Below are 23,840 nucleotides of genomic sequence, written 5' to 3'. Positions count from 1 at the left end.
CGCCATGTCCAACACTCCCACCGCCCCCGACCAAAGGCCCGAGGCTAGCGTCCGAACATGGGTCAACTCTCAGTGGCAACTTAACCCCAAACCGGGTCAGCTCTCAGTGGCAATCAACAGCCAGAGGGCCTGGAGGAGGCGGTCGTGGCCGCGCGGGCGGAGCTCGAAAAGGCCGTCGAAGCGGGCGGCCTGCGGCGCGACCCGCTGCGCTTCGTGCTCGCGGCCCTGTCGTCCGCGCTCAGCGTGTTCCCGGCCGCGGTCCGCCGCGTCGAGGCAGCGTCGGAGACCGTGCGCCAGCCGCTGTCGCCGAAGGCGGAAGCTGAACTCCTGCGGCGGGTCGAGGAGGCAGCCCGGCGGGGAGCCGCCACGGCCGGGCCGGCCATCGCGCGCCGCACGGCGGTCCTGGCCGGTGTGTCGCTCGCCGCCGCCGCAATGCTGGGCGCAGTCGCCGGCTGGTGGGCCGGCCGCACCAGCGTCCCGGGAGAGATCGCGGTGGCAGAGCATGGGATCCGGATGTCGCTGGCGGCGTCCGCGGCGTGGCTCCCGATTCTCCAGGCGAACCCGGACCCGCGGCCCGCGCTCGCGCGTGGCCAGGTCTTCCGCGACGAGCGGACCGGCTGGAGGGCGGGCACGATCACGCTCTACCTCGAGCCCGGCAGTTCCGTGCCGGGGCCGCCGCGGCGGTAAGAGAGGCATAGGCGACCCATGCGGCGCTTTGTCACGACGCTCCTGCTGCCGGCCTACATGTTCGCGGCACCATTCGCGCGCCTTGGCCTTTGGGTCCTCGGCTGGAGTTTGGCGCTGGCCGCCTTGGGCTCATGGGCGCTCGCGGCGGCAGGCGAGGGCTCCGCTTGGTGGCGCGGTCTGCTGTTCGCTTTTGCGTCAGGCGCCTGCCACTTGATGAGGTCGGCCCTCCCGCCCCGCCCCTGAAGGGCGAGCTGGTTTGACATGTCTAATTCCTGCTTTCTGACCCAGGCCCGCGCGTGTTCGTGGACACGGCGCGGGAAGGAACGGTATTGGGCTCCAGGGATCAGGGGGATCGGGGGATGCCGCAGGCCGCCGTGCGCCAGCGCGCCGCAGAGGTGAAGGATACGCGCTGCCGTATCCTGTTGATCAGTAGCCCGAAGGGCGGGTCAGGCAAGTCAGTGCTCAGCCGCCACCTCCTCGTCAGCGCTGCGCAGGCTGGCATTAAGTCGATCGGGCTGGACTTCGACCGGCAACAGACGCTGTCGAAGTGGGCGGCGCGGCGGGCCCGCACGCGTGAGGCCTTCCCGGACTTCGCCGAGACGGTCGTCGAACCGGTGTCGCTGGGCGACTGGCGCGGGGCGCTGAAGCGAACGGAGGACTATCGGTTGGCCGTGCTCGATACGCCGCCGAGCGTGGAGGACCACCTGCCGGCGATCGACGGGCTCGGCGAGGCCGCCGACCTGATTCTGGTCCCGGCCGTGTGCACGCAGGACGACGTGGAATCCGTCGCCCCTTGGGTGAAGGCGCTGGCTGGGAAGGGCTTCACCACCTCGGTCGTCCTCAACCGCGCGAACCGCCGCACCACAAGCTACGCACGGATGCGGGGGGTCCTAGTGAAGGCTGGCTCGGTCTGCCCGACGGAGCTGCCGCAGCTGGAGGACATCCACGTGCCCTCCACGAAGGGACTCACGCTGCTCGACTATTCGAAGTCGCGCGGGATCGAGCCGTTCGAGGAGATCTGGGCCTACGTGCGCCGGGAGATGGGGCTGTGAGCGCGGCGGCTGGCAAGCGGTCGAAGGCTGCGCTGAAGGCGTTCCTCGCTGCGGAGGAGGATCCCGCGACCGAGGTGGTCGTGGTGGACCCGCGGGCGGCCGAGCTCCGCTCGCTCGGCGCCGAGGATCCGGCCGCGCTCCAGGCCATCCGCGAGGTCTTCGCCGGCACGAGCCTTCCGGACGACCAGGAGAAGGTCCGGCGCATCCTCCGCACCCGGAGCGAGATTCAGAGGGAGTGGGGCGACGCCCGCGATTCCTTTCTCGCCATCGGACGGGCGCTGATCTCGCTCGAGGCCGAGCTGACGAAGGGCGAGTTCGCGCGCCTGCGACACGGCACGGAGCGCCTCTTCCCGTTCTCCGACGCGACGGCGACCCAGCTCCGCCAGATCGCCCGGGCCGTGGACGGCGGCCGGATCCCCGCGACCGCGTGTCCGGGCAGCTACGGCACCGCCTACCAGATCACGCTGCTGAGCGAGCCCCAGCTGCGGGTGGCGCGGGAGAGGGGGCTCATCCGCCCCGATGTGACCCGCCGTGAGATCATGCAGCTCCGCCGGGAGGTTCCGGCCGACGGCGCCGAGGCGCCGCCGCCGGGACGCCTGGACCGTACGCGGCTGCGCGAGGAACGGGCCCGGCTTGGCGAGCGCCGCGCGCGCCTGGCCGAGGAGCTGGCGGCCGTGGAGCGCCGCATCGCCCAAATCGACGAGCTGCTATCGCCGGTGATCGAAGGCGAAGCGGAGACGGTTGGGTAGACCGCGCCGCCAGGGCGGGGGGGGATCCGCTTCGGCCCTCCCCGACACTGGACTCTGACGGGGGATCGGCTTGCGGGACTCGCGAGAAGAGCTTGATTTCTGGGCGAGGCTGGACTTTGCCGGGGATAGCCAGACTGAACTTTCCCGGAGGGTCCTTCCGGGACTGGACTCTGACGGGGGATCGGCTTGCGGGACTCGCGAGAAGAGCTTGATTTCTGGGCGAGGCTGGACTTTGCCGGGGATAGCCAGACTGAACTTTCCCGGAGGGTCCTTCCGGGACTGGACTCTGACGGGAATCAGCCGCCCGCGACGCGGCGCGGCCCGCGACCGCCGATTGCCACCGTCCGCGGCGAGCTCGGCGCCACCGGCGGCCGAGAGGGGCGGAGCGTGATCCCGCGCTCGTGCACCTCTACGTCCGCGTCGGGGTATACCGCGGTCGCGAGGGCCAGCGTGTCCTTGAACTGGTCTTTGAAGTGGTCGAGGCGCTTCACGCCGCGGCCGAACTGCCCGTGGAGCGCGCGCCAGCCGATCGGCGTGGGCTCGGTCAGGGCATGCAGGCGGTAGGCAAGCCAGCAGTAGACGTCGAGCGCCATGCTGTTGTTGGCAATCTGGCGGACCGCCGTCTCCTCGATTGGGACGGGATGCTTCTTCAGTTGCTGGAAGAACATCTCCGACAGTGTGGCGGTCTCAATGAAGAGGCTACCCTGTGCATTGTCGTCCTCGACAAACATCGAGGTGTCGAGCAGATTCTGGTTCACGAGCCCGGTGCGGTTGCCCTGCTTGATGGTAAAGGTCATACGGCAGCGGCTCAGGCGCTCCGCTTGGTCGCGCACATCCCTCATGGACTTACCGCCTATCGGGATGCCGAGCCGGCGCAGCCAGGCGTGCAGGCTCTTCCCGAGCTCGATCTCACGGCTGTTCGTGCGGATCGCCTCGGACTGGAGATAGAGCAGGATGAGGCGCGCGCGACTGCCGTAGGGGACGCCGACGCTGACCGGCTCGCCACCCGGCACCGCGCGGAGGCCCGGCTGCACGATGAGGGTCACGCGCTCGGTGGTGATCTGCCAGGGCGCGTCGTCGGGGAGACGCTTGTGGGGGAGGGCGGCTTGGGCCCATCCTGAGTAGAGGAAGCCGATCTCGACGTCCTCGCTGGCAAGGTAGGCCGCCGCCGCCTCGACCACCCGGCGGTCGAAGTCGGAACGGAGCGCGGCCTCCCGGCCTGCTTCCCTCAATAGCCTGTGGACCTCACCCATGGCGATCACCCATCGGAATGAGCGCCAATCTGCCGACGGGCGCGAGATTCGTCATGCTGGACTCTATCGGGACTTGCCAGAACTACTTGTCTGAAACCTTGTAGTGGACGGCCAGAGTCCAGGGGAAAACCGGACATCACCTTGATTTCGCTGCTTTCCGTTTTCTTCTCTGCACCGGGAGAGTCCAGCTTTCTCCCGGAAAAGATCAGGGCTTTGTGGACTGAGCGCGCAGCGACGAATCGGACACCATCAAAGGCCGCAGGTTGCGAGTCCAGAATGCCGCCCCGGTAGAGTCCAGCTGCTGGCTGATTGTTCGGCGGCTGCCGCCGTTGCCCTGCCTTCGCCAGTTACAGAGTTCCGCTGAGAGGGTGCCCCTCAAAGAGATCCCCGAACTCCAGGTACTCGCCGAGGGTGTCGAAGCGCTTGTGCCGCCCGAGCCGCTTGAGCTGGGCGGGGTGCGCCCCGCGGCTCATCCCGGTGGTGAGGGCGCCGCGCTTGAGGCTGTGCCCGCCGAAGGCGCGCGGATCGAAGCCCGCCGCGGCGGCGCGCGCCTGCACGATGTCGCCGACCGACTGGAGCGAGAGCGGCGCGGTGCCGATCCGGGGTGGGGGCGGGGGCTCGCCCGGGCGGGCCGGGCGCGGCGCCCAGATCCGCCGGAACAGCGGCCCGCCCTCGATGCCGGCGGCCGCGCGCCAGCGGCCGATCGCGCGTACCGGGCAGAGCTCGGTGGTGCCGTAGGGGAGGGGGATGCGCACCGCCGCGGCCTGGCTGCCCTTGGTCTGCGGCAGCTCGAGCACGAGGCCGCGCTCGGTGGGGGACAGCCGCTCCACCTGAATGGCGGCAATCTCGGCGCGGCGCAGCGCCCCGGCAAAGCCGACGAGCAGCAGGGCGCGGTCGCGGAGGCCGCGGAGGTCGTCGGGGATCGGCGCCAGCAGCTGGCGGAGGATCGCGTCGGTCGCGGCGGCGACCTTGCGCGGCGTCTCGCCGGCGGCGGCGGCGCTGCGGCGGATGCCGGCGAGGGTCTCGGCGACACGCGGGTCGTCGGTCGGCGGGGCGAGGCCGGCGGCGCGGTGCAGGTAGCGGAGCGCGGCGCGGCGCAGCACGAGGGTGGGGGCGGCGAGGCCGCGGGCGCGCTCGCCGGCGAGGAAGGCGGCGATATCGGCCGGCTCCGCCGGCAGCGCCGGGCGGCCATGCATCTGGCACCAGGCGCACCAGGCGCGGACGGCGGCACGGTAGGCGGATCGGGTGTTCGCGGCGGTGGCCAGCCGCCGGAAGGCGTCCGCGGCGGCGCGGTCGCCGGCGAGGCTGCCGTCGGAGGTGGGCGCGGCCGCCTCGGCTGCGGCATCGAACCAGCGGCCGACGGCGTCGGGCGGGCCGCCGAGCGGGGCAGGGGGGGTGTCCGGGAGGAGGATCCCGAGGTCGGCGCGGGGGTCGAGGGCGTCCAGGGCGGCTCTCCGGGCGCCTGAGGCGGCGCCGTGGGGCGATTTTTACCGCAACGACCTTCCTACACACAAGACGGGTTATGGGTGGTAGATGCCAGCAGAGCGGGTAGGGGAGGGGGGTCAGACGGATTATCGACGTTGTTTTACTTATTTGCCGGATTGCCGTAAGTTATACGTGTAACATCCTGGAAAGGCACTGCGCAGCCGGTGGGCGCTCCGCTCGACAGCCTGACCCGTTCCTCACCAAACGCCGTCGCCGACGTCGAGACGGTGGCCGCGCTGGCGCGCGCCGCCGCGGCGATCGCGCGGCTCGATGGGGCCAGCGCCGGCCACCCGCTGACCCCCGCGCTGCTCCACCGCGCCCGGCTCGACGCGGTCCGGCGCATGGCCGCCGTCGACGGCTACCTCATCGACCCCTGGCACCTCGCCGCCCTCGTCGAGGGCCTGCGGCCGCGGCGCTTCGACGGCGCCCGGAACCTGGCCGAGGCGGGCGGCGTGTTCGAGGCCGGTCGCGCCGCCCTCGCCCTGCATCGCTGGCTCGTCGCGCCCGACTTCGACGAGGAGGGCGAGGTCCGCGCCGCCACCGCGGCGCTGCGCGAGGGTCCCTCGACCGGCGTGGCGCTGCTCGACGCGGCCGCCGGCGCCTGGCGCTGGCTCGACCGCGGCGGCGCCCGCCCGCCGCTGCGCGCCGCCCTCGTGCGGCACTGGGTGAAGACAGGCACCATCCGCGCGCCCCTGCCGCTGACCGGCGCGGCGGCGCTGCGGGCCGACGCCGAGCCGCACGCGGGCGGCTGGACGGCGGCCTTCCTCGACGCGCTCGCCGGCGAGGCGGCCGACACGCAGCAGACCCTGCTCGATCTCGAGCGCGCCTGGTTCGCCGCGCGCCGCGCCGTCACCGGCCGGCGACGGCATTCGCGCGCACCGGGCGCGGTCGACCTGCTGGCCGCGGCGCCGCTGCTGTCGGCGACGACGCTGGCCGCGGCGCTCGGGGTCTCGATCAAGAGCGCCCTCGACATCCTGGACGCGCTGGTCCGCGACGACGTCGCCGTCGAGGTCACCGGGCGCGCCGCGCGCCGGCTGTTCGGGCTGCGCGGCCTCGCGCCGCTCGCCGCGGCCGTCCGCCCGCCGCGGCGGCCGGAGCCAGGCCGCGGGCGCGGCTGGCCACGCGCGGTGCCGGTCGAGGTGGAGCTAACCACCCCGCCGCCGATGGCGCCGCTCACCCCGGTCGAACGGCGCGCCTTCGACTACAGCGATCTCACCGGCGCGATGGACGAGCTCGACGCGGCGCTCCGCCGGGCGCGGCGCGCGCTGGACGCGATCGCCCGCGGCGAGCCGGATGCCGCCGGGGCTGGCGGTCCGACGTGTCCGCCAGAGCAATGGGACGACGATGAGGCGCCCGGGCCGTAGTACGTGCCTTGCCGGCGTGCGGTCGCGTGGGCGGCCGATCACGCGAAGAGCCCGGCGACCTCAGCCATAGGAATGAACAGGCGGCGGCCATTGGCTGAGAGCGGCTGGAAGGCGTGCGCCGTCCCGGAGATGAGGGTGACGCGATAACTATCTCCGGCGCGAGAAACGCGGCGTCCACCGCTCCTCCATTTCTTCATCTTCGTCCTCATCGTCCGGCGAAGTCTCCGTCGTGATGACGGTCAGGGTTCTGCCGTATTCGCCCAGCCCGACGACCTCTTCCGTCGCATCCACTGGGCGGCGAGTCTCGAACCAGACCCGAAGCCCTGTCTCCGCTGCATCACGCCGCCGCGCCTCGACGCCGCCCGGGTCTGCGTTGAACCGCGCGGTCAGGCTGTCTTCGGGGAGGTTGTCGCCCTTCCTTGGCCATGTGACCCCGGCAAACTCGCGCATCGCGTCGGACAGGAAGGCGTAGTCCACCCGCTGCCCCGTGCTCACGATGACCGCCGCAGGCTCCCCCACGCTCTGCGCGAAGCGGATCGCGGTTGCGGTGAGGGAGGTTTCGCAGAGCGCCGCCAGTTCCTCGATCGCCTCTAGCCCGTCGCCGACGCGTCGCATGGCTGCGCGGAACGGCCCATCCGGCATCAGGAGGCCGGAGGCATAGAAGTCCGCTTCCAACTCGTGGCGATCACGGGTCGCGAAGCCCGCTCGCGAGACGTGGGTACCGTCGCCCGCGAAGAGGGCCTCTGGGTGACCCTCGAGGAAGTAGTGAGCCAGTTCGTGGGCCACGCTGAACCGCTGGAATCCCCAGCTTGGGATGTGGGTTGCGTAGAGGATGCCGAAGTCGTCACCCGACTTGATGAGCATTCCTGACACCCCGCCCGCGGTGTCAGGTTTCGCCTTCACCAGGATGCCTTCCTCGTCGGCGATCGCGAATGGGTCGACGGGGAGCTTGTGGCGGCCGCGTTGCTTCAGAAGGTGCTCTGCTTTCGCCCGGAAAGCGTCCCCGTCCACCTTGGGCCGGGTCACGCGCCGCCTCCGGAGCGTTCGGCCTTCTGCCTGTTCGCCAACATCTTCATGAACTCGTCCGCCAGCTGCCGGTCGGCGTCGTTTAACCGCTCAAAGTTTCGATAAAGGGGGTCGGCAGCGCGGCCCATCTCCGGCTCGTCTACCCGCCCCAGGAGGTAGTCGGTCGTCACATCCAACACGCTGGCAAGGCGCCGGAGGTTAGCGAAGGAGGGCTTTCGCCCGCCAGTTTCGAAGTGGGATATCGAAGCCGCGGGCAGGCCCGCCCGTGCGGCGAGCTCGCCCTGGCTGAGCTGCCTGAGGTCCCGAGCTGCCCGGAGCCGCTCCTGGAAGATGTCTGGCGAAGGCGTAGTGTCATTCATGGCGATGTCGCCAGTTTTTCCGTTGCGAATCCATCCCTGCCTCACTACGTTTCCGACATTCCCGCCATGGCGGACACGTTATCCTGACGTGCCCCTCCGCGCCGGGTCAAGGAGCGCGCCATGGCGACCAAGGTCAATTTGTTCCCGGTCGAGAACGGCGACATGACCCTCGTCAAGTTCGAGAGCGGGGCGAACCTGCTCATCGACGTCCGGGTCACCGGAGCGGCCGACGATCCGGACGAGCCTGCCCCGGACGTGATCCGTCTTTTGAAGGAGCGCTTGCCCCGGGACGCCGAAGGCCGGCCCTACGTGACCGCCTTCCTGCTGACCCATCCCCACGCCGACCACTGCCTCGGCCTCGAGAAGCACTTCCACCTCGGGCCGCCGGGCGACTATCCGAAGGGGTCGGACAAGATCCTGATCCACGAGACCTGGTCTTCGCCGATGGTCTTCCGGCGTGCGTCGAAGCACTTCTCCATCTGCGCCGACGCCGCGGCTTTTTGCCGCGAGGCGCGCCGCCGCGTCCGCTTCTGGCGCGACAATGGCTATGCCGGGGACGGGAACCGCGTCCTGATTCTCGGCGAGGACGAAGGCGGCAAGACCGACGACCTCGGGGCCATCCTGATCAAGGTTGACGAGGTCTTCTCGCGGATCAACGGCGCGTACGACTCCACCTTCACCATCCGCCTTCTCGCGCCGCACCCGAAGTCGGATGACGAGAACCTGGAGGACATGCGCGCCCACAACCGCTCCAGCACGATCCTCAACATTTCGATGTCGGGCGACGGTGTCGCGGACCGCGCCCGCTTCCTGACCGGCGGCGACGCCGAAGTGCTGGTGTGGGAAGCCCTTTGGCAGCGGCACGCCCATCGTGCGGACTGGCTCGCCTATGACCTGCTCCAGGCGCCGCACCACTGCTCCTGGCACTCCCTGTCGTGGGACAGCTGGAGCCAGATGGGCGAAGACGCGAAGGTGAGCGCCGACGCCCGGAACGGCCTCGGGCAGGCGCGCGCCGGGGCCGTCATCGTGGCGAGCTCCCGCCCAGTGAAGGACGACGCGAACGACCCGCCCTGCATCCGTGCCAAGCGGGAGTACCAAGCGATCCTGCGGCCGGTTGGTGGTACCTTCCGCTGCGTCGGCGAGGAGCCGTCGGAGCGCAGCCCGGACGTGATGGAATTCGAGGTGACGCGCGACGGCTTGCGCCCCCTCCGGCGGCGGATGTCCGCGTCCGTCATCACCGGCGGCGGCGCGATCGGGCGGGAGCCTCTCGGGCACGGATAGGCGGATGCACGCCTTGCCTTCCGGAGCTCCGCCTCTGTCGCCCGCAGTCGCCCGCGCTCTCCGGACTGCCCGGGCGCATGACGGGGTGGACGGGGTGGGCGCGCCGCGTCTGGACATGGCGGGCAGCGTCTCAGTGGATATCCGATTCCGCCTGGGCCTGCCGATTGCATGGAGTTCTGCGGGGCGCAGCCCGAACGGCGTCCTCGCCGTCGAGCCGGTCACGTTCACCTTCCCGCCAGACTATCCCTTCCGTTCGCCGCAAATCGAGCTGCGGAGGGAGTTCGACCGGTGCCTCGCCCACGTCCAGCCCGGTCCGCCGAGCGAGCGGCCGCAGCCCTGCGTCTACGACGGGCTGCTGGGCGATCTGCTGGCAGCGCGCGGATTCGGGGAGATCCTGAATCAGACCCTCGACTGGCTGGAGAAGGCGGCCACAGGACGGTTGATCGATCCGGCACAGGGTTGGGAGCCGGTCCGTCGCGACACTCTCTCTGACATCATTGTCGCGGACGCACCGGCGCTGCGCGCGATGGTTGGACGCAAGCCCGGTCACGCATGGCTCGGCTTCGACTACCTCGTATGCGGAGCACCGTCGGCGGTGGACGTCGCGTACCACGGCGCGGTCGGAACCGAGCGAGTCCCGTTCAATCCGAGCACCTTCCCCGAAAAGGTTGCTGAGGAGGCTGGGACGGACTCGGTCCGACGCGGCCGGTCGCTCGCCCTCTTCCTCTGGCCGGGCTGCGACCCCACGGGCCAGCCCGTCATCGCTGACAAATACCGCCCGGAAACCGTCTCGACCTGGGCCGAACTGGTCGAGCGCGCCGGCGAGTACGGCTGCCGCACGCCCCTGGTCGACGCGTTCGCCTGGTTCGGGCGCTGCGCGCAGGCATGGAGGAGCGCTGGGCGTCGTCCACTCGTTGTCATCCTCTGCGCGCGGCGTCCCTTCCGCGTCATCGGCGAAGACAGCGAACTCGAACTCGTCCCCTACCTCGTCCGGGTGGAAGCGCCGCGCGCGTTGCCAAACGGCCCCGAGACAGAGGTTCGGCCTGCCGGGCACCGCCATGTCGTCTCCCCCGCCCTCCTGCGCCGCATGTCGGGCGAAGACGATCGCGTCTTGCCGCCCTGGACCCTCGTGGGCTGCGGCAGCCTCGGATCGAAGATCGCGATTCACGCTGCCAGGAGCGGTCGTGGGCCCGGTCGGGTCGTCGATCCCGGGATCCTTCACCTCCACAACATGGCGCGCCACGGACTCGTCCCGCAGCGCTGGGCAATCCCTCTCCCCGAAGGCAAGGCCCACGCGCTGGCCGGGACGCTGTCCGGCTTCGCGCAGACCGCCGAGGCTGTTCCGCGCAGCATCGTCGCCGCGCTCCGGGACGGCACGATCCGGGCATCCGACCTCCGTAGGGATTTCGCACTGGTGAACGCGACCGCGTCCCTGCCGGTGCGCGAATTCCTCGCGTCGCGTGCGGCGGCCGACCTGCCGCGCGTGATCGAGACCACGCTCTATGGTGCGGGCCGGGTCGGGCTCGTCACCGTGGAAGGGCTCGACCGGAACCCGAACACCGCCGACCTTGTCACCGAGGCCTATGCAGCAGCGGTGGAAGATGCGGCGCTGGCCGACGCGTTCCTCGCCTCAACGGACCTTGCCCGCGTGCCGATCGGCATGGGCTGCGGCTCGACGACGATGATGATGTCCGACGCCCGGCTGTCGGCTTTCGCTGCCCCGATGTGGGAGGTGATCTCCCGCTTCGGTCGGGATGGCATGCCGAAGGACGGGGGGCGCGTCCTGTTCGGCACGGTGGGCGAGGACGGGCTGAGCCTCGCTTGGACGTCCCGCGCTGTCGCCCCGGTCAACATCGTCCGCGCGGAGGCGTACGACGGCGATCCGCACGAGATCCGGATCTCCGCGCGGGTGTGCGACCTGATCGACGAGGAAGTCCGGCGCTGGCCGGGCGTCGAGACCGGCGGCGTCCTGGTAGGCCGCTACTCAGAGGCGACCTCCACCTTCCATGCCGTGGATGTCCTGCCCGCGCCGGAGGACAGCGTCCGGTCGGCGACGGAGTTCGTGCTCGGCACGACGGGACTTCGCGGCGCGCTGGAAGCGCTTCGGGGATCGTCACGCGGCACCCTCTACTGCCTCGGCACCTGGCACAGCCACCTCGTGGAGTCCGGCCCTTCGCCGCTCGATCGCGCGACCGCGCAGGCGATGGCCGTCGCGCGGCTCACGCCGTCGGCGCTCCTGATTCGAACGCCAACGGGTTTCCGGGCGCTCCTTTGCGCCTCGGTCGAGGCGGCCGTCGGCGCATCCAACGACGTCACGAACGCTGGGGAAGGCTGATGGAGAGATTGCTGCGGGAGGTTGGCTTCGACCGCTACGAGCGACAGGCCCGCCTGAAGCCAGCGCTGCTCGCCCTCCTGCCCGCGCTCGTAACCCTCGCCGTGTGGCAGCCACGGGTCTGGACGACGCTGTCGGGCCTCGTGTCTCTCCTTGCGGCATGCGGCCTCACCTTCCTGCTCAGCAAGGTCGCCCGATATCGCGGGCGGATCGTCGAGCGCGCCCTGATCGCCCGTCACGGCGGCCGCATGACCGAGGTCTTCTTGCGGCACCGGGACCCATCGCTCAGCCACGCGACGAAGGCTCGTTACCACGCGTTCTTCGCCGTCTGGGGCGTTCAAATGCCCACCCCGGCGGAGGAAACGGCGTCGCCTCGCGACGCAGACGGCTGCTACCGCGCGGGCGTGGACTGGCTGCTCGAGCAGACACGAGACGAGGGCGCCCATCCGCTCGTGAAGGACGAACTGATCGACTACGGCTTCCGGCGTAATCTCCTCGGCCTGAAGCCGATCGGTCTCGCCATAGCCCTTGCGGTTCTCTCAGTGCACGTCTGGCTCGCTGTCGCGAATCTTGGAACGGATGAGACGCGGTTCTGGACCGCGGCGGCGATGGCGATCGCTATGGTCGGGGTGGTCGCCGCCTGGGCGTTCGTCGTCCGCCTGCCTTTCGTGGAGGATGCCTCCCGAAGCTACGCCGTCCGATTGCTTGCCGCGTCCCATACCATTCGACCGAACTCGTCGGGCAAGCCACGAAAGGAAGAAGCAGGGCAACAATCCAAAGCGGACGCGTGACTGTCGCCGACCCTGACTCAGGGCTCGTCAGCGCCTGAGCCAATCGGCGGTAGCGGCGAGGCAGAAGACGCCGGGGAAGCACGCGGGTGGCGACGGCGCGCCACTCCTTCAGCCTCGCCCACAGGCGCTCGACGCGGTTGCGGTTGTTGTAGATCGGCACTGGGCAGGCGACAGGCGCGTCGTCGCGGCGTGTCGGCACGGCGTGCCGCGCGCCAAGGTTTCAGACATGCTGCCGAAAGGCGTGTCTGCTGTAGCCGCGGTCAGCCACGACCCCAGACCGGCACGTCGGGTAAGCAGGTCATCGCCTTGGTCCTCGTCCTCGACGACATTTTGGGGTTGCGCGGAATCGCGGGTTCTGATTCGACGCTGTTTTTTGAGCGTCGAGGTGGCGATGACGGCACCCTTGTCGGCGGACCTGCGCGAGCGACTGGTGCGGGCGGTGGAGGCGGGCAGTTCGGCCCGGGAGGCGGCGCGGCGTTTTGAGGTGAGCGCCTCGGCGGCGATCAAGCTGATGCAGCGCGTGCGCGAGACAGGCAGCGCCGCACCGGCCCGGATTGGCGGCTACCGCCAGCCACTGCTGACCGGGCAGGAGGATCTGCTGTGCGAACTGACCGAGGCGAGGCCCGGGATCACGTTGGCGGAGCTCCAGGCTGAGCTGACGGCAAGGGGCATCCGGGCCGGCTCGCTGACGACGATCTGGGCGACGCTCCGCCGGCTCGGCTTGCGACACAAAAAAGTCGCTGAGGGCTGCCGAGCAGGACCGGCCCGACGTGGCCATCGAGCGACGTCGTTGGCGGGTGTGGCAGCGCTACATGGATCCGTCCCGCTTCGTCTTCCTCGACGAGACCGGCGCCACCACGAACATGGTGCGCCGCTACGGCTGGAGCCCGCGGGGCGAGCGCCTGGTGGACGTCGCACCGCACGGCCACTGGCGCACCACCACCTTCGTCGCCGGCCTGCGCAGCACCGGCTTCGTCGCGCCGCTCGTGCTCGATGGGCCGATGACCGGCGAGATCTTCCGCGCCTACGTGCAGCAGTTCCTCGCTCCGGCGCTCGCGCCTGGCGACGTGGTGGTCATGGACAACCTCGCCGCCCACAAGGTTGCCGGCGTCCGTGAGGCGATCGCGGCAGCCGGCGCCAGCGTGATGCCGCTGCCGGCCTACTCGCCGGACCTCAACCCAATCGAGCAGGTCTTCGCCAAGCTGAAGGCCGAACTGCGCAAGGCAGGCGCCCGGACACGCGACGCACTCTGGAATGCCATCGGGCGCCTGCTCGACAGCTTCAGCCCGGACAAGTGCAGCAACTACCTCGCCAACTCAGGATACGCGTCCGAGTAAAGCGAAAACGCTCTAGGATGGCAGGGCGGTCCTTGAGCTCCCACCAGCGCTCTATAGGCCCGTCTTTGTCGACGCCAGACACGACAATCGTCGCGCCTTCGAGGGTCAGAAAGCGCGCCGCGAGCTCGGCACGGGAGGCGACGTGCGGCTTGCCGGTCGCGAGATTGACGAGCTCATAGAGCGAGATCGCGACGGCCGGCTCGTCGAGGGTCGCCGCGCGCCCATAGCGGTGATCGACGAAGGGCACGATTGCGGGCAATGCCGGCACGCCGTTGGCCGCGGCGCGCGGCGCCGTCTCGAAACCGAGACCTCCGACCTCCCGCATCCGGGCCACGAAGGCGCGCGGATTGAACCGGCAGACCATGTCGCACTTGGTCTTGTCCTGGCAGGAGCAAAGGTCGCGGCAGTCGAGGACGCCGGCGTCGGTATGGACGCCGCCGCAGCGGTCGCGTTCGAGGCAGGTCGGGCAACCCAGCGACGGGGCGTGGCGCGTGGCGTCGTCCCAGAGCCGCCGCGGCTGCGGGAAGTGGCGCGAGGACTCATGTGACGGTCGGTGGTTCATTTCACGCTGATCTCCGCGGTGTCGCCGAACAGCCCCACGCGCTGGAGCACGCCTTCGGCGTAGCCGCCGCCGTCGCGAACAGCGGTGGTCAGCTCGGGCGAGGGATTGGCCACCCGGCCGATCGCGCGCAGGCCGTCGCTGACGGTGAGGCCGTCGGGCGCGCTCTGGACGATCAGCGTGTCACCTGCTTTGACGCGGGAGCCGGCGTTCAACTCGGCGGTGACGGTGCGGGCGGCCTCCGACATGGTGAGGTCAAGGAGCGTCGGCGCCTTCAGACGGTCGAGGCCGCCGTTCCAGCGCTTGCGCCAGGGCTTGCCGGTCTGCGCGCGGATATAGTCGAGGCCCATCAGGCGGTCTCCAGGAGCGGGCTGAAGGATTTGGATTTGCCCTGCTTGCGTTCGACGAGCAGGCCCTTGGTGGCCAGCGCCGACAGCCGGTTGTTCCAGGCCGTCGGCCCGATTCCCTGGCTGGCGAAGCGGGCGGCGAGCTCGGGGGCGGTGATGGCACCGAGCTCGATCACAGCCTCGAAGGTCGAGCGCTGGGCGGGATCGAGGTCGCCGATCAGCCGGGCGCCAAGGACGCGGTCGTGGGCGTCGAGCTCGCAGCTCCAGAGCGCGTCGCTACGGGCGCGAACGAAGAACTCCAGCTCCTCGGCGACGGCCGGGAGAAGGTTGGCCACGACGGGGTAGACGTTCGGCAGGGATTGCCGGGCGTAGTCGCGGAATCCGATGACGGCCTCGCGCAGGAATGAGGCGGTCGCGACCTCGACCTGGTCGAAGTCGAGAAAGGCGGGCGTCGGCGTCTCCGACGAGCGCGTCCCCGCGATCAGCGTGCTCAGCAGCTTACGTCCCGGGATGGCGCCCGAGAGGACGGCTTGGCCGCCGGTCAGATCGATCAGTCGATACCGCAATTCATCATCCTCACTTTAATAACGTGAATCGGGTGAGAGAGGGCGGCGCCGTCAAGCGTATCCGGCGCTACGCTGCGGTTTTCCCCAATGTGCTGGGGAAAAGCGGGCGCCGGTCCGAAATTTGTGTACCTTCTTCGGACACCATGATTGGCGCTCGTCCGAAAAAAGACTACAAGTTTCGGACATGAGTGACTCGCCGTCAGACATCAAGGCCGCTGTGCTGCACCGGGTGCGGCAGGATAGACCGCGGAAGGTCTGGACCCCGGCTGATTTCCTTGACCTCGGCTCGCGCGACGCCGTCGACAAGGCGCTCCAGCGGCTGACGAAAGCGGAGCAGCTCCGCCGGATTGACCGCGGGCTCTACGATCAGCCCGGCTTCAACAAGCTGACCCAGAAGCCCAATCCGCCCGATCCCCGGTCCGTGATCGAGGCGCTCGGCCGGCGCGACCAGGTCCGAATGCTCGTCGATGGCCTGACCGCGGCGAACGACCTCGGGCTGACGGACGCGGTGCCGGCCAAGATCGTCGTCCATTCCGACGCCCGGCGGCGCGCGCTGCGGCTGGGCAATGTGACGATCAGCTTCCGCCCGACGGCCGCCAGCAAGCTTTTCTGGGCCGGCCGACCGGCCATGCGCGTCGTCCAGGCGCTGCACTGGATGCGCGACCTGCTCGCGCGCGAGGGCGAGGCCGACCGGGTGCGTCGCAAGCTTCGCAAGCTGCTCGACGATCCAATGACGGGACCGCCGCTCCGAGCGGACCTTCTCGACGGGATGACGACGCTCCCGACCTGGATGCGCGTCTTCCTGAAGACGGTGACCGAGGGTGACGAGGGCGCACCGGCGAAACGCGCGGCCGATGATCGTCATCATGATGATGATGACGATGATGATCATGATCATCATCGTCGCCGTCCGGCCGCCATGCGGCAGGCCGGTGATGCCGTACGGTCACGTGCGAGAGCCGGCGCTGGAAAGAGGGCGTCGCCCGCGCATCGCGCGTCGAAGCGGACATCGAACGCATGAACCCGGCCTACGACGAGGTGCTCTCGGCGGGGGCCGAGGCGATGCTCAGCGCGTTCGACACGACCGCCGCCCGGCTCGGCACGACGTCGCAGAACGTCGAGAAGGACTTCTGGGTCTGCTGGACCCTGGACGCGCTCTTCCATGGCCTCCCCGACGGCGGGCCGCGCCTCCTCTTCAAGGGCGGCACCTCGCTGTCGAAAGGATTCGGCCTGATCAGCCGCTTCTCGGAAGACATCGACGTCACCGTGTTCCGCGACGATATCGGCGCGCACGCGACCATCGCCGAACTCGAGGCGCTCAGCGGGAAGAAGCGCCGAGCGCGGCTTGATGCGATCAGGGACGCCTGCCAGGTCTATATCAGCGGACCGATGCGCGAGGCGCTGACCGCGATCCTGAAGGACCGTCTGACCGCCGCCGGGCTCGAACTTGGTAGCGCCCGCGTCGAGCCCGACGAGGCCGACCCCGACGGCCAGACGCTGTTAATCTGGTATCCCGCGACGACGCCGCGCTCGGACTATGTGCGCGCCGCGATCAAAATCGAATCCGGCGCGAAATCGGCGCTCGATCCCAATCGCGAGGTCCCGATCAAGCCTTATGTCGACGACGACCTGCCGACGCTCGACCTGACGGTGCCGGCGGTGCGCACCGTCGAACCGGAGCGCACCTTCTGGGACAAGGTCGTCATCCTCCATGGGCTGCGCCGTTGGTACGACAGACGCGGCGAACTCAAGGGCGGCGGCCAGCGCGTGTCGCGGCACTACTACGACCTCCACCGGCTCACCCAGGAGGCGGTGGGGCCGACGGCGGCAGGCGATCTCGATCTGGGCGCCGACTGCGTCGCGCACGCTCGCATGTTCTTCAACCGGCCTGATTTCGACCTGGCGAGCGCGGCGCCCGGCAGTTTCGCGCTCATGCCGCATGACGCCATGATCGATCAGCTGCGGACCGACTATCGCGCGATGACGGGTATGATCTTCGGCGAGCCGCCAGCCTTCGATGACGTGCTGGCAAGCATCGAGGCCCTCGAACGAGCGCTCAACGCGACGGCCGGCCAATGATGGTGAAGAGTGCGATCAAGAGGCGGGTGGGCGATGTACTTCCGCGTCCTTGATCATGGCGTTCGGCCGTCGGCGGACGCGAAGGATCGCGCCTACCTCCTGACTGACAATTGGGACGACTGGTTCAAGTACAACACCATGTACACGCTCGTCGTCTATGACGGGGAAGGCGAGCGACATCAGATCGGGAGCGTGAAGATTGGCCAATTCGAGATGGAGGAGGGTCAGCGCCGCCCCGCCATCCCGAAGAACTTCGATGCGCTCGACGACCGCTTCTTCTCGCTTGGCCAGGACGACAGCTACTACGAGGCGTTGAACGCGCTCGGGCCCGAACAGCGCGACCGCATCTTGCGAGCGCTGAAGGACGTCGCCTTCGACACAGAGCTTTTCCAGCGGGCGCTCAACGAGAAGGTCACCGGCGTGTCCCTGCTGCGGGCCGTCACCCCGGCGAGCGTGCAAGGGCAGTTCTACCGGATGGCGCGTGGCGGCGCGCGTCTGTCGAGTTACAATTTCAGCTACACGGCGCCCAAGCCGCCGCGGTCCCGGATCGCCCCGGTCCGGCTCGACTTCGAGGTCCAGCCGGAGTCGCAGCCGCCTACCAATATCCACGTGCTGATCGGCCGTAACGGCGTGGGCAAGACGCGGCTCCTGAACGGGATGACGCGTGCGCTCGTCGGTGCCGACGGCGCGGAGGAGGATGTAGGGTCGTTCGAGGGCGATACCGAAGACCGCATCAACGAGCGGCTGTTCGCCAACCTGGTCTCGGTGACCTTCAGCGCGTTCGATCCTTTCGGCCCGCTCCCCACCCGCCAGGACAAGTCGAGCGGCGTGCAATACGCCTATATCGGCCTGCGACGCACGGGCCTTGGGGAGGACGGTAAGCCGCACCCGCCGCGAACGCCGGACGAACTTTCCTCCGTCTTCGGCAGCAGCGTGTGGCTATGCCGCCAGGGTGCGCGTGCCAGTCGCTGGCGGCGCGCGCTGGAGATGCTCGAGGCCGATCCGATCTTCAAGGACGCCGAGGTCGCGTCGCTCGCGGGTGAAGACCTGCCTGAGAAAGAGTTTCGGGCGCGGGCCCGCTCGCTGTTCGGCAAGCTGAGCTCGGGGCACAAGATCGTCCTGCTGACGATCACGCGGCTGGTCGAGACGGTCGAGGAGCGCACGCTCGTGCTGCTCGACGAGCCGGAAGCGCACCTGCACCCGCCGCTGTTGTCGGCCTTCGTGCGTGCGCTGTCCGACCTGCTGATCAATCGGAATGGCGTCGGCATCATCGCAACCCACTCCCCGGTCGTGCTTCAAGAAGTGCCGCGCAGCTGCGTGTGGAAAGTGCGCCGCACGAACGCTCGGGTGGACGCGGACCGCCCCGAGATCGAGACCTTCGGGGAGAATGTCGGCATCCTGACGCGAGAGATCTTCGGGCTGGAAGTAACCGACTCGGGCTTTCACAAGATGCTGCGCGACGCTGTAGCTGAGGGCGACGACTACGAGGAAGTCGTCGGCCGCTTCGATGGCGAGCTGGGCGGCGAAGCCAAGGCGATCATCCGGGCCCTCATCGCCGCCCGCCAGACCGACGACGAGTGATGCTGAAGCTCGATCGTCCGCAATACTCAGCTGAGGACACCTTCGCCGCCTGCATCAGCCGCGTACGTCTGCCGGCGCTGAAAGCCAAACTGGCAGCCGCGACCCGGGCTATCCGGGACGCGTCGGACGCCTATGTGGCCGCGGCGGAAGCGCAGGCGCTCGACCAGATCGTACGCGACCCCCTGGTCAACGGCACGGTGACGACGGCAGAGATGGAGGCTGTCTATACGGGTCGCATGGCGACGCAAAACGGGCCCGGCCGAGCCATCTATGACAACATTTTCGCGGCAGCCAAGGGGCGCTGTCCGTTGTGCGCGCATCGGACGGTGACCACACTCGATCACCACCTGCCGAAGGCGCATTATCCCGCGCTCGCCGTCGTGCCCGTCAATCTCGTTCCGGCGTGCAGCGACTGCAACAAGGCCAAGCTCGCGAGCGTCCCCCATGCCCCCGAGGACGTGTCGATCCATCCGTATTTCGACGATGTCACCGAGGAGCGTTGGTTGTACGCTGACGTCGTGGAGGTCGTGCCGGCCTCCGTGCGCTTTCGGGTCGAGCCGTCATCCGCATGGGATCCGTTGCTCGCCGAGCGCGTGAGGAGGCACTTCCGAAGGCTGAAATTGTCATCGCTTTACGGTTCGGAGGCGGCGGAGGAGCTGCTCAACATCCGACATCTTCTGATTGGGCTACAAGCTAGTGGCGGCGCTGACCATGTTCGAGCCTACCTCGAAGAATATGCTGCAAGCTGCCTAACTGGGCGCCTCAACGGGTGGCGAGCGGCTGCTTACGAAGCCTGGGCGGAAAGCGACTGGTTCTGTGAAGGCGGCTTCGCCGCTGTCGGGTAAAGACGCTGCTCCGGTTTGAAGTGGCGTGTGTGCGCTGTGGTTGGGCGGCTGGTTATCGCTTCTGATCGGCGATGAGCTCCTTGGTTCTCGTTTCGCCGCGCTGGCGTCGCACCTCGCCAGCGTGGTTCGTCGCTGGTGCCGCCTTCGGCCCAGGATAGCCATCATCGGGCAGCAGCCGCAGCTGCACCGTCGGCGCCTGCGTGGGTGTCGGTATGTCCAGCGGCACCGGCCATGCGCACGCGGCCTCACCTTCCTCGCCGCGCAACGCCAGGAACACCACCCGCTCGACGCGGCCGCCCTCGCCCGTCTCGACGGCCAACCGGAAGACGAGGCCCTCGGCAGCTTCGCCAAGCGCCAGCGAGAGCTGCTCGGCTTCCTGAGCGTGCCGGCGCAGTGCGCGGGCCGTCGGCTCGTCCGCCGGGCCACGGTAGAAGCGCACCGGCACCTCCTCGATGAGGAAGACGAAGGCGTTGCTTTCGTCCAGCACGCCAAGCCAGTTGTGCTGGCCCGACGTCGCCGCGCGATCCAAGCGGTGCCGCCCGAAGGCATAGGCGCGGCAGCCGACCGACCAGGCGTCGTCGCCCATCTCGTAGGAGGCCAGGGCGAGCGCGTCGCGCCGCGCATTGGCGAGCAGCCGGGCGCAGATGCGCAGCCTGTCCTCCCTCAGGGCGGGGTGCAGTTCCCACGGGAGCGGCGCTGGGGAAGCGGCGGCCTTGACGTCCGAATTCTCGACGACATCGCTCATGTTGAACAAATAGCACGTTTCGTGGTGACGCGGCGGCTCGTTGCCATCGCGAGATTCAGGTAGCGGGGTTTTGGTTCACGCTACCTGCGGATCCAGAGGATGCCGACAGCGGTTAGCCCATGCGCGGCTGCTGGCGCTATGTCAGCGCAGCTCGTACCGGCCCGCCCGCCGGGCGGGCCGAAAATTTTCGCGGCGAGCCGGGGCTTTCGCCCCGGCCCCGATAGAGTTCAGCCCACTCCCTTCAGCTCGGCCATGCGCTCCGTCAGCGTCCACAGGGCGCGGTTCAGACGAACGTCGCCGTCGATGCCTGTCACCTCGCGCGAGGTAACACGGCGCGGCCGGTTCCGGGCGTCGCGGCCCCAGGCAGTCAGCCCGCCGCGGATGGCGTTCTCCTGCACGCGGTTGAAGGTCCGCCAGAGGTCGTCGCCGGCGTCGTCCACGCGACGCGGCGCGAGCAGCTGCTCGGCCGTGATCGGCGTCTCGGTCCGACCGTCCGCGTCGCCGAAGCGGAGCGTCCGTGCCGCCTCGCCGAAGGCAAGCCGCTCGTCACGGCTGAGCGCCACGCCCTGCCACGCTTCGGCGGCGTCGAGCGCCTGGCGCGCGTCGTCGAGGACGGCGTAGCTGCCTTCGATCACCTGCCGCACCACGTCGCCCTTATGTGGACGGCCCGGTGCATGGCAAGCGCCGTTGCTGAACGACCGCTGGCGAGGGCGCGCGGGCGGGGCGAGCATGGCGAGTACCTCGGGACCGGCTTCTTTTGTCCAGGCGGGCGCCCGTCCTGGTCCGACGCAGGCGTCGATCGGCGTTGGGGTTAGGCCCGGTCAGTCGCGCCCTTATGTCCGGCCTGTTCCGCGGCGCCCGCCGCTGGCCATCATGGGTGTGCGCCTGCGTGCCAGGCACCGATCTTGTGCACGTGCTCGGAGGCACAGGGCGACGTTCGGTATTGCCTGGGCTGTCTTGACCACAGCTCTCCCATCACGCTCGTCAGCGTCTGCCGCCGGCACCACCAGGCATCCGCCCGGCCTCTACCAGCCGCCTCGGGATGTCATGCCGCGGTCGTCGCGACCGCGGCACGCCCCTTCGGCCGGTAGATCTCGCCACGCGCCATCACCGCCCAGGCGATGCGCGCCATCTTGTTCGCCAGTGCCACCGTCGCCAACCGCACCGGGCGGCGCTCCAGCACCCCACGTAGCCAAGCCCCGGCCGCGCTGTTCCACTGCGCGGCCCGGAGCACCATCGATGTGGCGCCGAGCACCAGCAGACGGCGGATCTCGCTGTTGCCCGTCTTCGTGATCCGGCCGAGCCGCGTCTTCCCGCCCGTGGAGAACTGTCGCGGTACGAGGCCGAGCCAGGCAGCGAAGTTTCGCGCGCTCCGGAACGCGCCGATGTTGCCGCCGATGGTTGCCGCGAGGAGCGAGGCGGTGATCGGACCGATGCCGGGGATGGTCGCCAGGCGCCGCGCGGTGCCATCCTGCCGGGCATGCTCGACGATGCGCGCCTCGAGCTCGATAATCCGGGCGGCCGTGATCCGGCTGTGGCCGCGCAGCTCCTCGAAGGCCAGCTTTGCTGTCGCGGGGACGCTGGCGTCTTTCTGCATCCTGGTCCCCAGCTCATCGAGCCTGTCGATGCCCTTGGGAGCGACGAGCCCGAACTCGGTCGCCAGACCGCGCATCGCGTTCGCCAGCATGGATTGCTGCTTCACCAGCAGCGATCGGATCGAGTGCAGCGCCAGCACGCCCTGCTGCTCGGTGCTCTTCACTGGAACGTACTTCACCTCCGGCTGCATCGCCGCGGCGCACAGCGCAGCCGCATCTGCGGCGTCGTTCTTCCGGCCAGACCTCACGAACGGTCTCGCCACCTCCGGTGCGACCAGCCTCACCTCGTGCCCCAAACCCGTGAGCACGCGCGCCCAGTGGTGGCCTGCTCCGCAGGCCTCCAGCACGACTATGCAAGGGGCTTGGCGTTCGAAGAACGCGACCACCTCGTCCCGCTTCAGCTTGCGCTTCAGCTGCGGCTGTCCGGCGGCATCGACGCCGTGGACCTGAAAGACGGCCTTCGCGGTGTCCAGGCCGATCATGGTCATCGTCATGGCGGGCGGCTCCTCACGGGTTTAGGCGGCCCGCATCCTGGCACGCCGATGCCGCGGAAGGCCGTCCACCCCATCTTGTGCGGCACGCGCACTTCCGCGCCCTCCCGGTCGGCCACGATCATGCCGTTGAGGCAGACAAGGCGGAACACGCCCGACATGACGCGATACGCGCTCGTGCCGTCGTGCGAGTTCAGCAGCACGATCTCGGGGAAGGTCTGCCCCACCCGGCGCTCCGACAGCGGCTTCGCGTCGGCGTGGCGGAAGCGAAGCATGTGCTTCGTGTGGCCCCGCCGCCCTTCGTCGCGCGTCCTGGCCTGGCCTGCCGCCATCGGCACGAAGCCGGCGTCGCGCATGCCGCGGATGACGTCGGCGGTCGGGATGTAGGCGTAGCGCGCGCTGCGGCTCTCGTGCGCCTCCCCCGCGAAGGCCGAGGGTGCCACGCGGCGGATGTCCTCGTCGGTCAGCGGGGTGACGCCGTCGGCACGGAGGATGGTGGTGCGGCCGATGAACGACATGGTGTCTGTGCCCTTTCTTCCTCTGGCAGCGGGAAGCAGCCCCGCTGCTTCCCTGGCGTCGCCGAGACCGGGGAAGGAGGGGTGGCATGCGGCAGGGCGCGGCCGGGCCCTGACGGAGCGTGGCCCGCAGGGGCATGCGAGGGAGGGGTCCTGCCGTGCCGTAGGGCGCGTGCCGAGGGGGACCTTGGGCAGAGCCCGTGGTCCCCCGCGCAGGCCGCGTCCGCGGCCATGGCTGAAGGGCGCTGGGGTACTGGGCGGGCGTCAGCCGGCGCCGGCCGAGCGCGTCAGGAAGGGTTTGCGCTCACCGCCGCAAGGCCGGCACCCGGCGACCGCCCGGGCGACACGTTCTCGGCCTGCCGAGCGTCACGTGCCACGACACCGTGCGCAACCGCCGGGCGCGACAGGCGGTGCAGCAGGGCAAGCGGCGGAACGCGGCGGTTCAGCGCGTGATGCCGCCCGTCCCGCACGCGATCCCATGCGATCAGCGCGCCGACGATCCTCGCCGCCTCGCGCTCGGCGAGCGGCAGCGGCCAGGCGGGGTGATGCAGGCGAAAGACGTCCGTCGCCTCGGCCCATGCGCGCGCCTCCAACAGGCCGGCGGCGAGCGCGGCGCGGTAATGCGCCTCCGCGGCACGGGCGGCGACGAGGTCCAGGTCGAGGGGCGGCGGCAGGCTGTCCGGCGGCATGCCGTGAGGCTAGCTGGTGCGTGAACAGAACGCGAACTGATTCGCCGTGACGATCGGACCCTCGACAAGGATTCCGTGTCGAATCAGGATTCTACGCTGCACCAGAGGACGC

General features: G+C 69.5%; 24 protein-coding genes and 1 pseudogene. 12 read left to right on the top strand and 13 right to left on the bottom strand.

Annotation, left to right across the window (positions count from 1 at the left end):
• Window positions 1-144: 144 nt before the first annotated feature.
• The 3 genes from LHA35_RS15515 to LHA35_RS15505 all read left to right on the top strand — a co-directional run bounded on the left by LHA35_RS15515 (window position 145) and on the right by LHA35_RS15505 (window position 2,488).
• The gene (locus LHA35_RS15515) at window positions 145-687 is read left to right on the top strand and encodes a hypothetical protein (protein WP_226609468.1); all 543 of its coding nucleotides are present in this window, start codon (window positions 145-147) and stop codon (window positions 685-687) included.
• Between the two features lie 359 nt (window positions 688-1,046).
• Window positions 1,047-1,739: a ParA family protein gene (locus LHA35_RS15510; RefSeq protein WP_226609466.1), complete on the top strand. Its 693-nt coding sequence runs from the start codon at window positions 1,047-1,049 to the stop codon at window positions 1,737-1,739.
• Window positions 1,736-2,488, top strand: a complete 753-nt coding sequence (locus LHA35_RS15505; protein ID WP_226609464.1) for a hypothetical protein — start codon at window positions 1,736-1,738, stop codon at window positions 2,486-2,488. The genes LHA35_RS15510 and LHA35_RS15505 overlap by 4 nt, the downstream gene beginning before the upstream one ends.
• A 296-nt stretch (window positions 2,489-2,784) precedes the next feature.
• Here LHA35_RS15505 and LHA35_RS15500 read toward each other — a convergent pair whose 3' ends face one another.
• Entirely contained in the window at window positions 2,785-3,741 is a 957-nt protein-coding gene (locus tag LHA35_RS15500) for a replication protein RepA (protein WP_226609462.1), read from the bottom strand.
• Window positions 3,742-4,088: 347 nt separating this feature from the next.
• On the bottom strand, window positions 4,089-5,006 hold the full coding sequence (locus tag LHA35_RS15495; protein ID WP_226609485.1) for a site-specific integrase: 918 nt from the start codon (window positions 5,004-5,006) through the stop codon (window positions 4,089-4,091).
• Between the two features lie 384 nt (window positions 5,007-5,390).
• Between LHA35_RS15495 and LHA35_RS15490 the strand changes: the two genes are divergently transcribed.
• Entirely contained in the window at window positions 5,391-6,590 is a 1,200-nt protein-coding gene (locus LHA35_RS15490) for a hypothetical protein (RefSeq protein WP_226609460.1), read from the top strand.
• Between the two features lie 147 nt (window positions 6,591-6,737).
• Here LHA35_RS15490 and LHA35_RS15485 read toward each other — a convergent pair whose 3' ends face one another.
• Together LHA35_RS15485 and LHA35_RS15480 are read right to left on the bottom strand one after the other, a co-directional pair.
• Complete coding sequence (locus LHA35_RS15485) at window positions 6,738-7,616, bottom strand: ImmA/IrrE family metallo-endopeptidase (protein ID WP_226609458.1); 879 nt, start codon at window positions 7,614-7,616, stop codon at window positions 6,738-6,740.
• A complete protein-coding gene (locus tag LHA35_RS15480) occupies window positions 7,613-7,975 on the bottom strand; it encodes a helix-turn-helix domain-containing protein (protein ID WP_226609455.1) in 363 nt (120 codons plus the stop codon). The genes LHA35_RS15485 and LHA35_RS15480 overlap by 4 nt, the downstream gene beginning before the upstream one ends.
• A 120-nt stretch (window positions 7,976-8,095) precedes the next feature.
• Between LHA35_RS15480 and LHA35_RS15475 the strand changes: the two genes are divergently transcribed.
• From LHA35_RS15475 to LHA35_RS15465, 3 genes are all read left to right on the top strand, one after another.
• Window positions 8,096-9,256, top strand: a complete 1,161-nt coding sequence (locus LHA35_RS15475) for a ComEC/Rec2 family competence protein (protein WP_226609453.1) — start codon at window positions 8,096-8,098, stop codon at window positions 9,254-9,256.
• Between the two features lie 85 nt (window positions 9,257-9,341).
• Window positions 9,342-11,591, top strand: coding sequence for a Mov34/MPN/PAD-1 family protein (locus tag LHA35_RS15470; RefSeq protein ID WP_226609451.1), 2,250 nt, complete (start codon window positions 9,342-9,344; stop codon window positions 11,589-11,591).
• Window positions 11,591-12,379 carry a hypothetical protein gene (locus LHA35_RS15465; RefSeq protein ID WP_226609448.1) on the top strand — a complete coding sequence of 263 codons (789 nt, stop codon included), beginning with the start codon at window positions 11,591-11,593 and terminating at the stop codon, window positions 12,377-12,379. Before LHA35_RS15470 ends, LHA35_RS15465 begins: the two co-directional genes overlap by 1 nt.
• 27 nt (window positions 12,380-12,406) lie before the next feature.
• On the opposite strand, the pseudogene LHA35_RS15460 reads toward LHA35_RS15465, so the two are convergent.
• Window positions 12,407-12,672 (bottom strand): annotated as a pseudogene (locus tag LHA35_RS15460) (transposase); the annotation flags it as partial.
• Between the two features lie 98 nt (window positions 12,673-12,770).
• On the opposite strand from LHA35_RS15460, the gene LHA35_RS15455 reads away from it, so the two are divergent.
• A protein-coding gene (locus LHA35_RS15455) for an IS630 family transposase (protein ID WP_226609483.1) occupies window positions 12,771-13,716 on the top strand; the annotation gives its coding sequence in 2 pieces (ribosomal slippage) (window positions 12,771-13,103 and window positions 13,105-13,716; 945 coding nt in all).
• Here LHA35_RS15455 and LHA35_RS15450 read toward each other — a convergent pair.
• Genes LHA35_RS15450 through LHA35_RS15440 form a run of 3 tightly spaced genes read right to left on the bottom strand, consistent with a single transcriptional unit; the run spans window position 13,661 to window position 15,188 of the window.
• Window positions 13,661-14,278: a hypothetical protein gene (locus tag LHA35_RS15450; protein WP_226609446.1), complete on the bottom strand. Its 618-nt coding sequence runs from the start codon at window positions 14,276-14,278 to the stop codon at window positions 13,661-13,663. The two genes, LHA35_RS15455 and LHA35_RS15450, sit on opposite strands and share 56 nt — an antisense overlap.
• Entirely contained in the window at window positions 14,275-14,625 is a 351-nt protein-coding gene (locus LHA35_RS15445; RefSeq protein WP_226609444.1) for a hypothetical protein, read from the bottom strand. Before LHA35_RS15445 ends, LHA35_RS15450 begins: the two co-directional genes overlap by 4 nt.
• Window positions 14,625-15,188 carry a hypothetical protein gene (locus LHA35_RS15440; protein WP_226609442.1) on the bottom strand — a complete coding sequence of 188 codons (564 nt, stop codon included), beginning with the start codon at window positions 15,186-15,188 and terminating at the stop codon, window positions 14,625-14,627. The genes LHA35_RS15445 and LHA35_RS15440 overlap by 1 nt, the downstream gene beginning before the upstream one ends.
• A 184-nt stretch (window positions 15,189-15,372) precedes the next feature.
• Here LHA35_RS15440 and LHA35_RS15435 point away from each other — a divergent pair, with 184 nt between their 5' ends.
• From LHA35_RS15435 to LHA35_RS15420, 4 genes are read left to right on the top strand one after another with little or no spacing between them, the layout of a single operon-like run.
• The gene (locus tag LHA35_RS15435) at window positions 15,373-16,209 is read left to right on the top strand and encodes a DUF6088 family protein (RefSeq protein ID WP_226609440.1); all 837 of its coding nucleotides are present in this window, start codon (window positions 15,373-15,375) and stop codon (window positions 16,207-16,209) included.
• Window positions 16,206-17,267, top strand: a complete 1,062-nt coding sequence (locus LHA35_RS15430; RefSeq protein ID WP_226609438.1) for a nucleotidyl transferase AbiEii/AbiGii toxin family protein — start codon at window positions 16,206-16,208, stop codon at window positions 17,265-17,267. The genes LHA35_RS15435 and LHA35_RS15430 overlap by 4 nt, the downstream gene beginning before the upstream one ends.
• Before the next feature lie 33 nt (window positions 17,268-17,300).
• Entirely contained in the window at window positions 17,301-18,848 is a 1,548-nt protein-coding gene (locus tag LHA35_RS15425) for an AAA family ATPase (protein ID WP_226609436.1), read from the top strand.
• Entirely contained in the window at window positions 18,848-19,693 is an 846-nt protein-coding gene (locus tag LHA35_RS15420; protein WP_226609434.1) for an HNH endonuclease, read from the top strand. Before LHA35_RS15425 ends, LHA35_RS15420 begins: the two co-directional genes overlap by 1 nt.
• 52 nt (window positions 19,694-19,745) lie before the next feature.
• Here the strand turns inward: LHA35_RS15420 and LHA35_RS15415 are convergent, their stop codons facing one another.
• From LHA35_RS15415 to LHA35_RS15395, 5 genes are all read right to left on the bottom strand, one after another.
• Window positions 19,746-20,438 (bottom strand): hypothetical protein, encoded by a 693-nt coding sequence (locus LHA35_RS15415; RefSeq protein WP_226609432.1) that lies wholly within the window; start codon window positions 20,436-20,438, stop codon window positions 19,746-19,748.
• Window positions 20,439-20,665: 227 nt separating this feature from the next.
• Window positions 20,666-21,169, bottom strand: a complete 504-nt coding sequence (locus LHA35_RS15410) for a DUF932 domain-containing protein (protein ID WP_226609430.1) — start codon at window positions 21,167-21,169, stop codon at window positions 20,666-20,668.
• A gap of 314 nt (window positions 21,170-21,483) precedes the next feature.
• A complete protein-coding gene (locus LHA35_RS15405; protein WP_226609427.1) occupies window positions 21,484-22,527 on the bottom strand; it encodes an IS110 family RNA-guided transposase in 1,044 nt (347 codons plus the stop codon).
• Window positions 22,524-23,042 carry a DUF932 domain-containing protein gene (locus tag LHA35_RS15400; protein ID WP_226609424.1) on the bottom strand — a complete coding sequence of 173 codons (519 nt, stop codon included), beginning with the start codon at window positions 23,040-23,042 and terminating at the stop codon, window positions 22,524-22,526. The genes LHA35_RS15405 and LHA35_RS15400 overlap by 4 nt, the downstream gene beginning before the upstream one ends.
• A 284-nt stretch (window positions 23,043-23,326) precedes the next feature.
• Window positions 23,327-23,728 carry a hypothetical protein gene (locus LHA35_RS15395; protein ID WP_226609422.1) on the bottom strand — a complete coding sequence of 134 codons (402 nt, stop codon included), beginning with the start codon at window positions 23,726-23,728 and terminating at the stop codon, window positions 23,327-23,329.
• Window positions 23,729-23,840: the final 112 nt, after the last annotated feature.

Source organism: Roseicella aerolata, assembly GCF_020523605.1.
Lineage (GTDB): Bacteria > Pseudomonadota > Alphaproteobacteria > Acetobacterales > Acetobacteraceae > Paracraurococcus > Paracraurococcus aerolatus.
The sequence above is the reverse complement of the archived record's forward strand: the minus strand, read 5'-3'. Positions and strand labels throughout refer to the sequence as shown.

Bases quoted from the DNA above. Each gene is read 5' to 3' on its own strand.
- LHA35_RS15510 (WP_226609466.1), top strand. From the start codon at position 1,047: ATGCCGCAGGCCGCCGTGCGCCAGCGCGCCGCAGAGGTGAAGGATACG.
- LHA35_RS15500 (WP_226609462.1), bottom strand. From the start codon at position 3,741: ATGGGTGAGGTCCACAGGCTATTGAGGGAAGCAGGCCGGGAGGCCGCG.
- LHA35_RS15480 (WP_226609455.1), bottom strand. From the start codon at position 7,975: ATGAATGACACTACGCCTTCGCCAGACATCTTCCAGGAGCGGCTCCGG.
- LHA35_RS15475 (WP_226609453.1), top strand. From the start codon at position 8,096: ATGGCGACCAAGGTCAATTTGTTCCCGGTCGAGAACGGCGACATGACC.
- LHA35_RS15465 (WP_226609448.1), top strand. From the start codon at position 11,591: ATGGAGAGATTGCTGCGGGAGGTTGGCTTCGACCGCTACGAGCGACAG.
- LHA35_RS15450 (WP_226609446.1), bottom strand. From the start codon at position 14,278: ATGAACCACCGACCGTCACATGAGTCCTCGCGCCACTTCCCGCAGCCG.
- LHA35_RS15445 (WP_226609444.1), bottom strand. From the start codon at position 14,625: ATGGGCCTCGACTATATCCGCGCGCAGACCGGCAAGCCCTGGCGCAAG.
- LHA35_RS15435 (WP_226609440.1), top strand. From the start codon at position 15,373: ATGAGTGACTCGCCGTCAGACATCAAGGCCGCTGTGCTGCACCGGGTG.
- LHA35_RS15430 (WP_226609438.1), top strand. From the start codon at position 16,206: ATGAACCCGGCCTACGACGAGGTGCTCTCGGCGGGGGCCGAGGCGATG.
- LHA35_RS15425 (WP_226609436.1), top strand. From the start codon at position 17,301: ATGTACTTCCGCGTCCTTGATCATGGCGTTCGGCCGTCGGCGGACGCG.
- LHA35_RS15420 (WP_226609434.1), top strand. From the start codon at position 18,848: ATGCTGAAGCTCGATCGTCCGCAATACTCAGCTGAGGACACCTTCGCC.
- LHA35_RS15415 (WP_226609432.1), bottom strand. From the start codon at position 20,438: ATGAGCGATGTCGTCGAGAATTCGGACGTCAAGGCCGCCGCTTCCCCA.
- LHA35_RS15410 (WP_226609430.1), bottom strand. From the start codon at position 21,169: ATGCTCGCCCCGCCCGCGCGCCCTCGCCAGCGGTCGTTCAGCAACGGC.
- LHA35_RS15405 (WP_226609427.1), bottom strand. From the start codon at position 22,527: ATGACGATGACCATGATCGGCCTGGACACCGCGAAGGCCGTCTTTCAG.
- LHA35_RS15400 (WP_226609424.1), bottom strand. From the start codon at position 23,042: ATGTCGTTCATCGGCCGCACCACCATCCTCCGTGCCGACGGCGTCACC.
- LHA35_RS15395 (WP_226609422.1), bottom strand. From the start codon at position 23,728: ATGCCGCCGGACAGCCTGCCGCCGCCCCTCGACCTGGACCTCGTCGCC.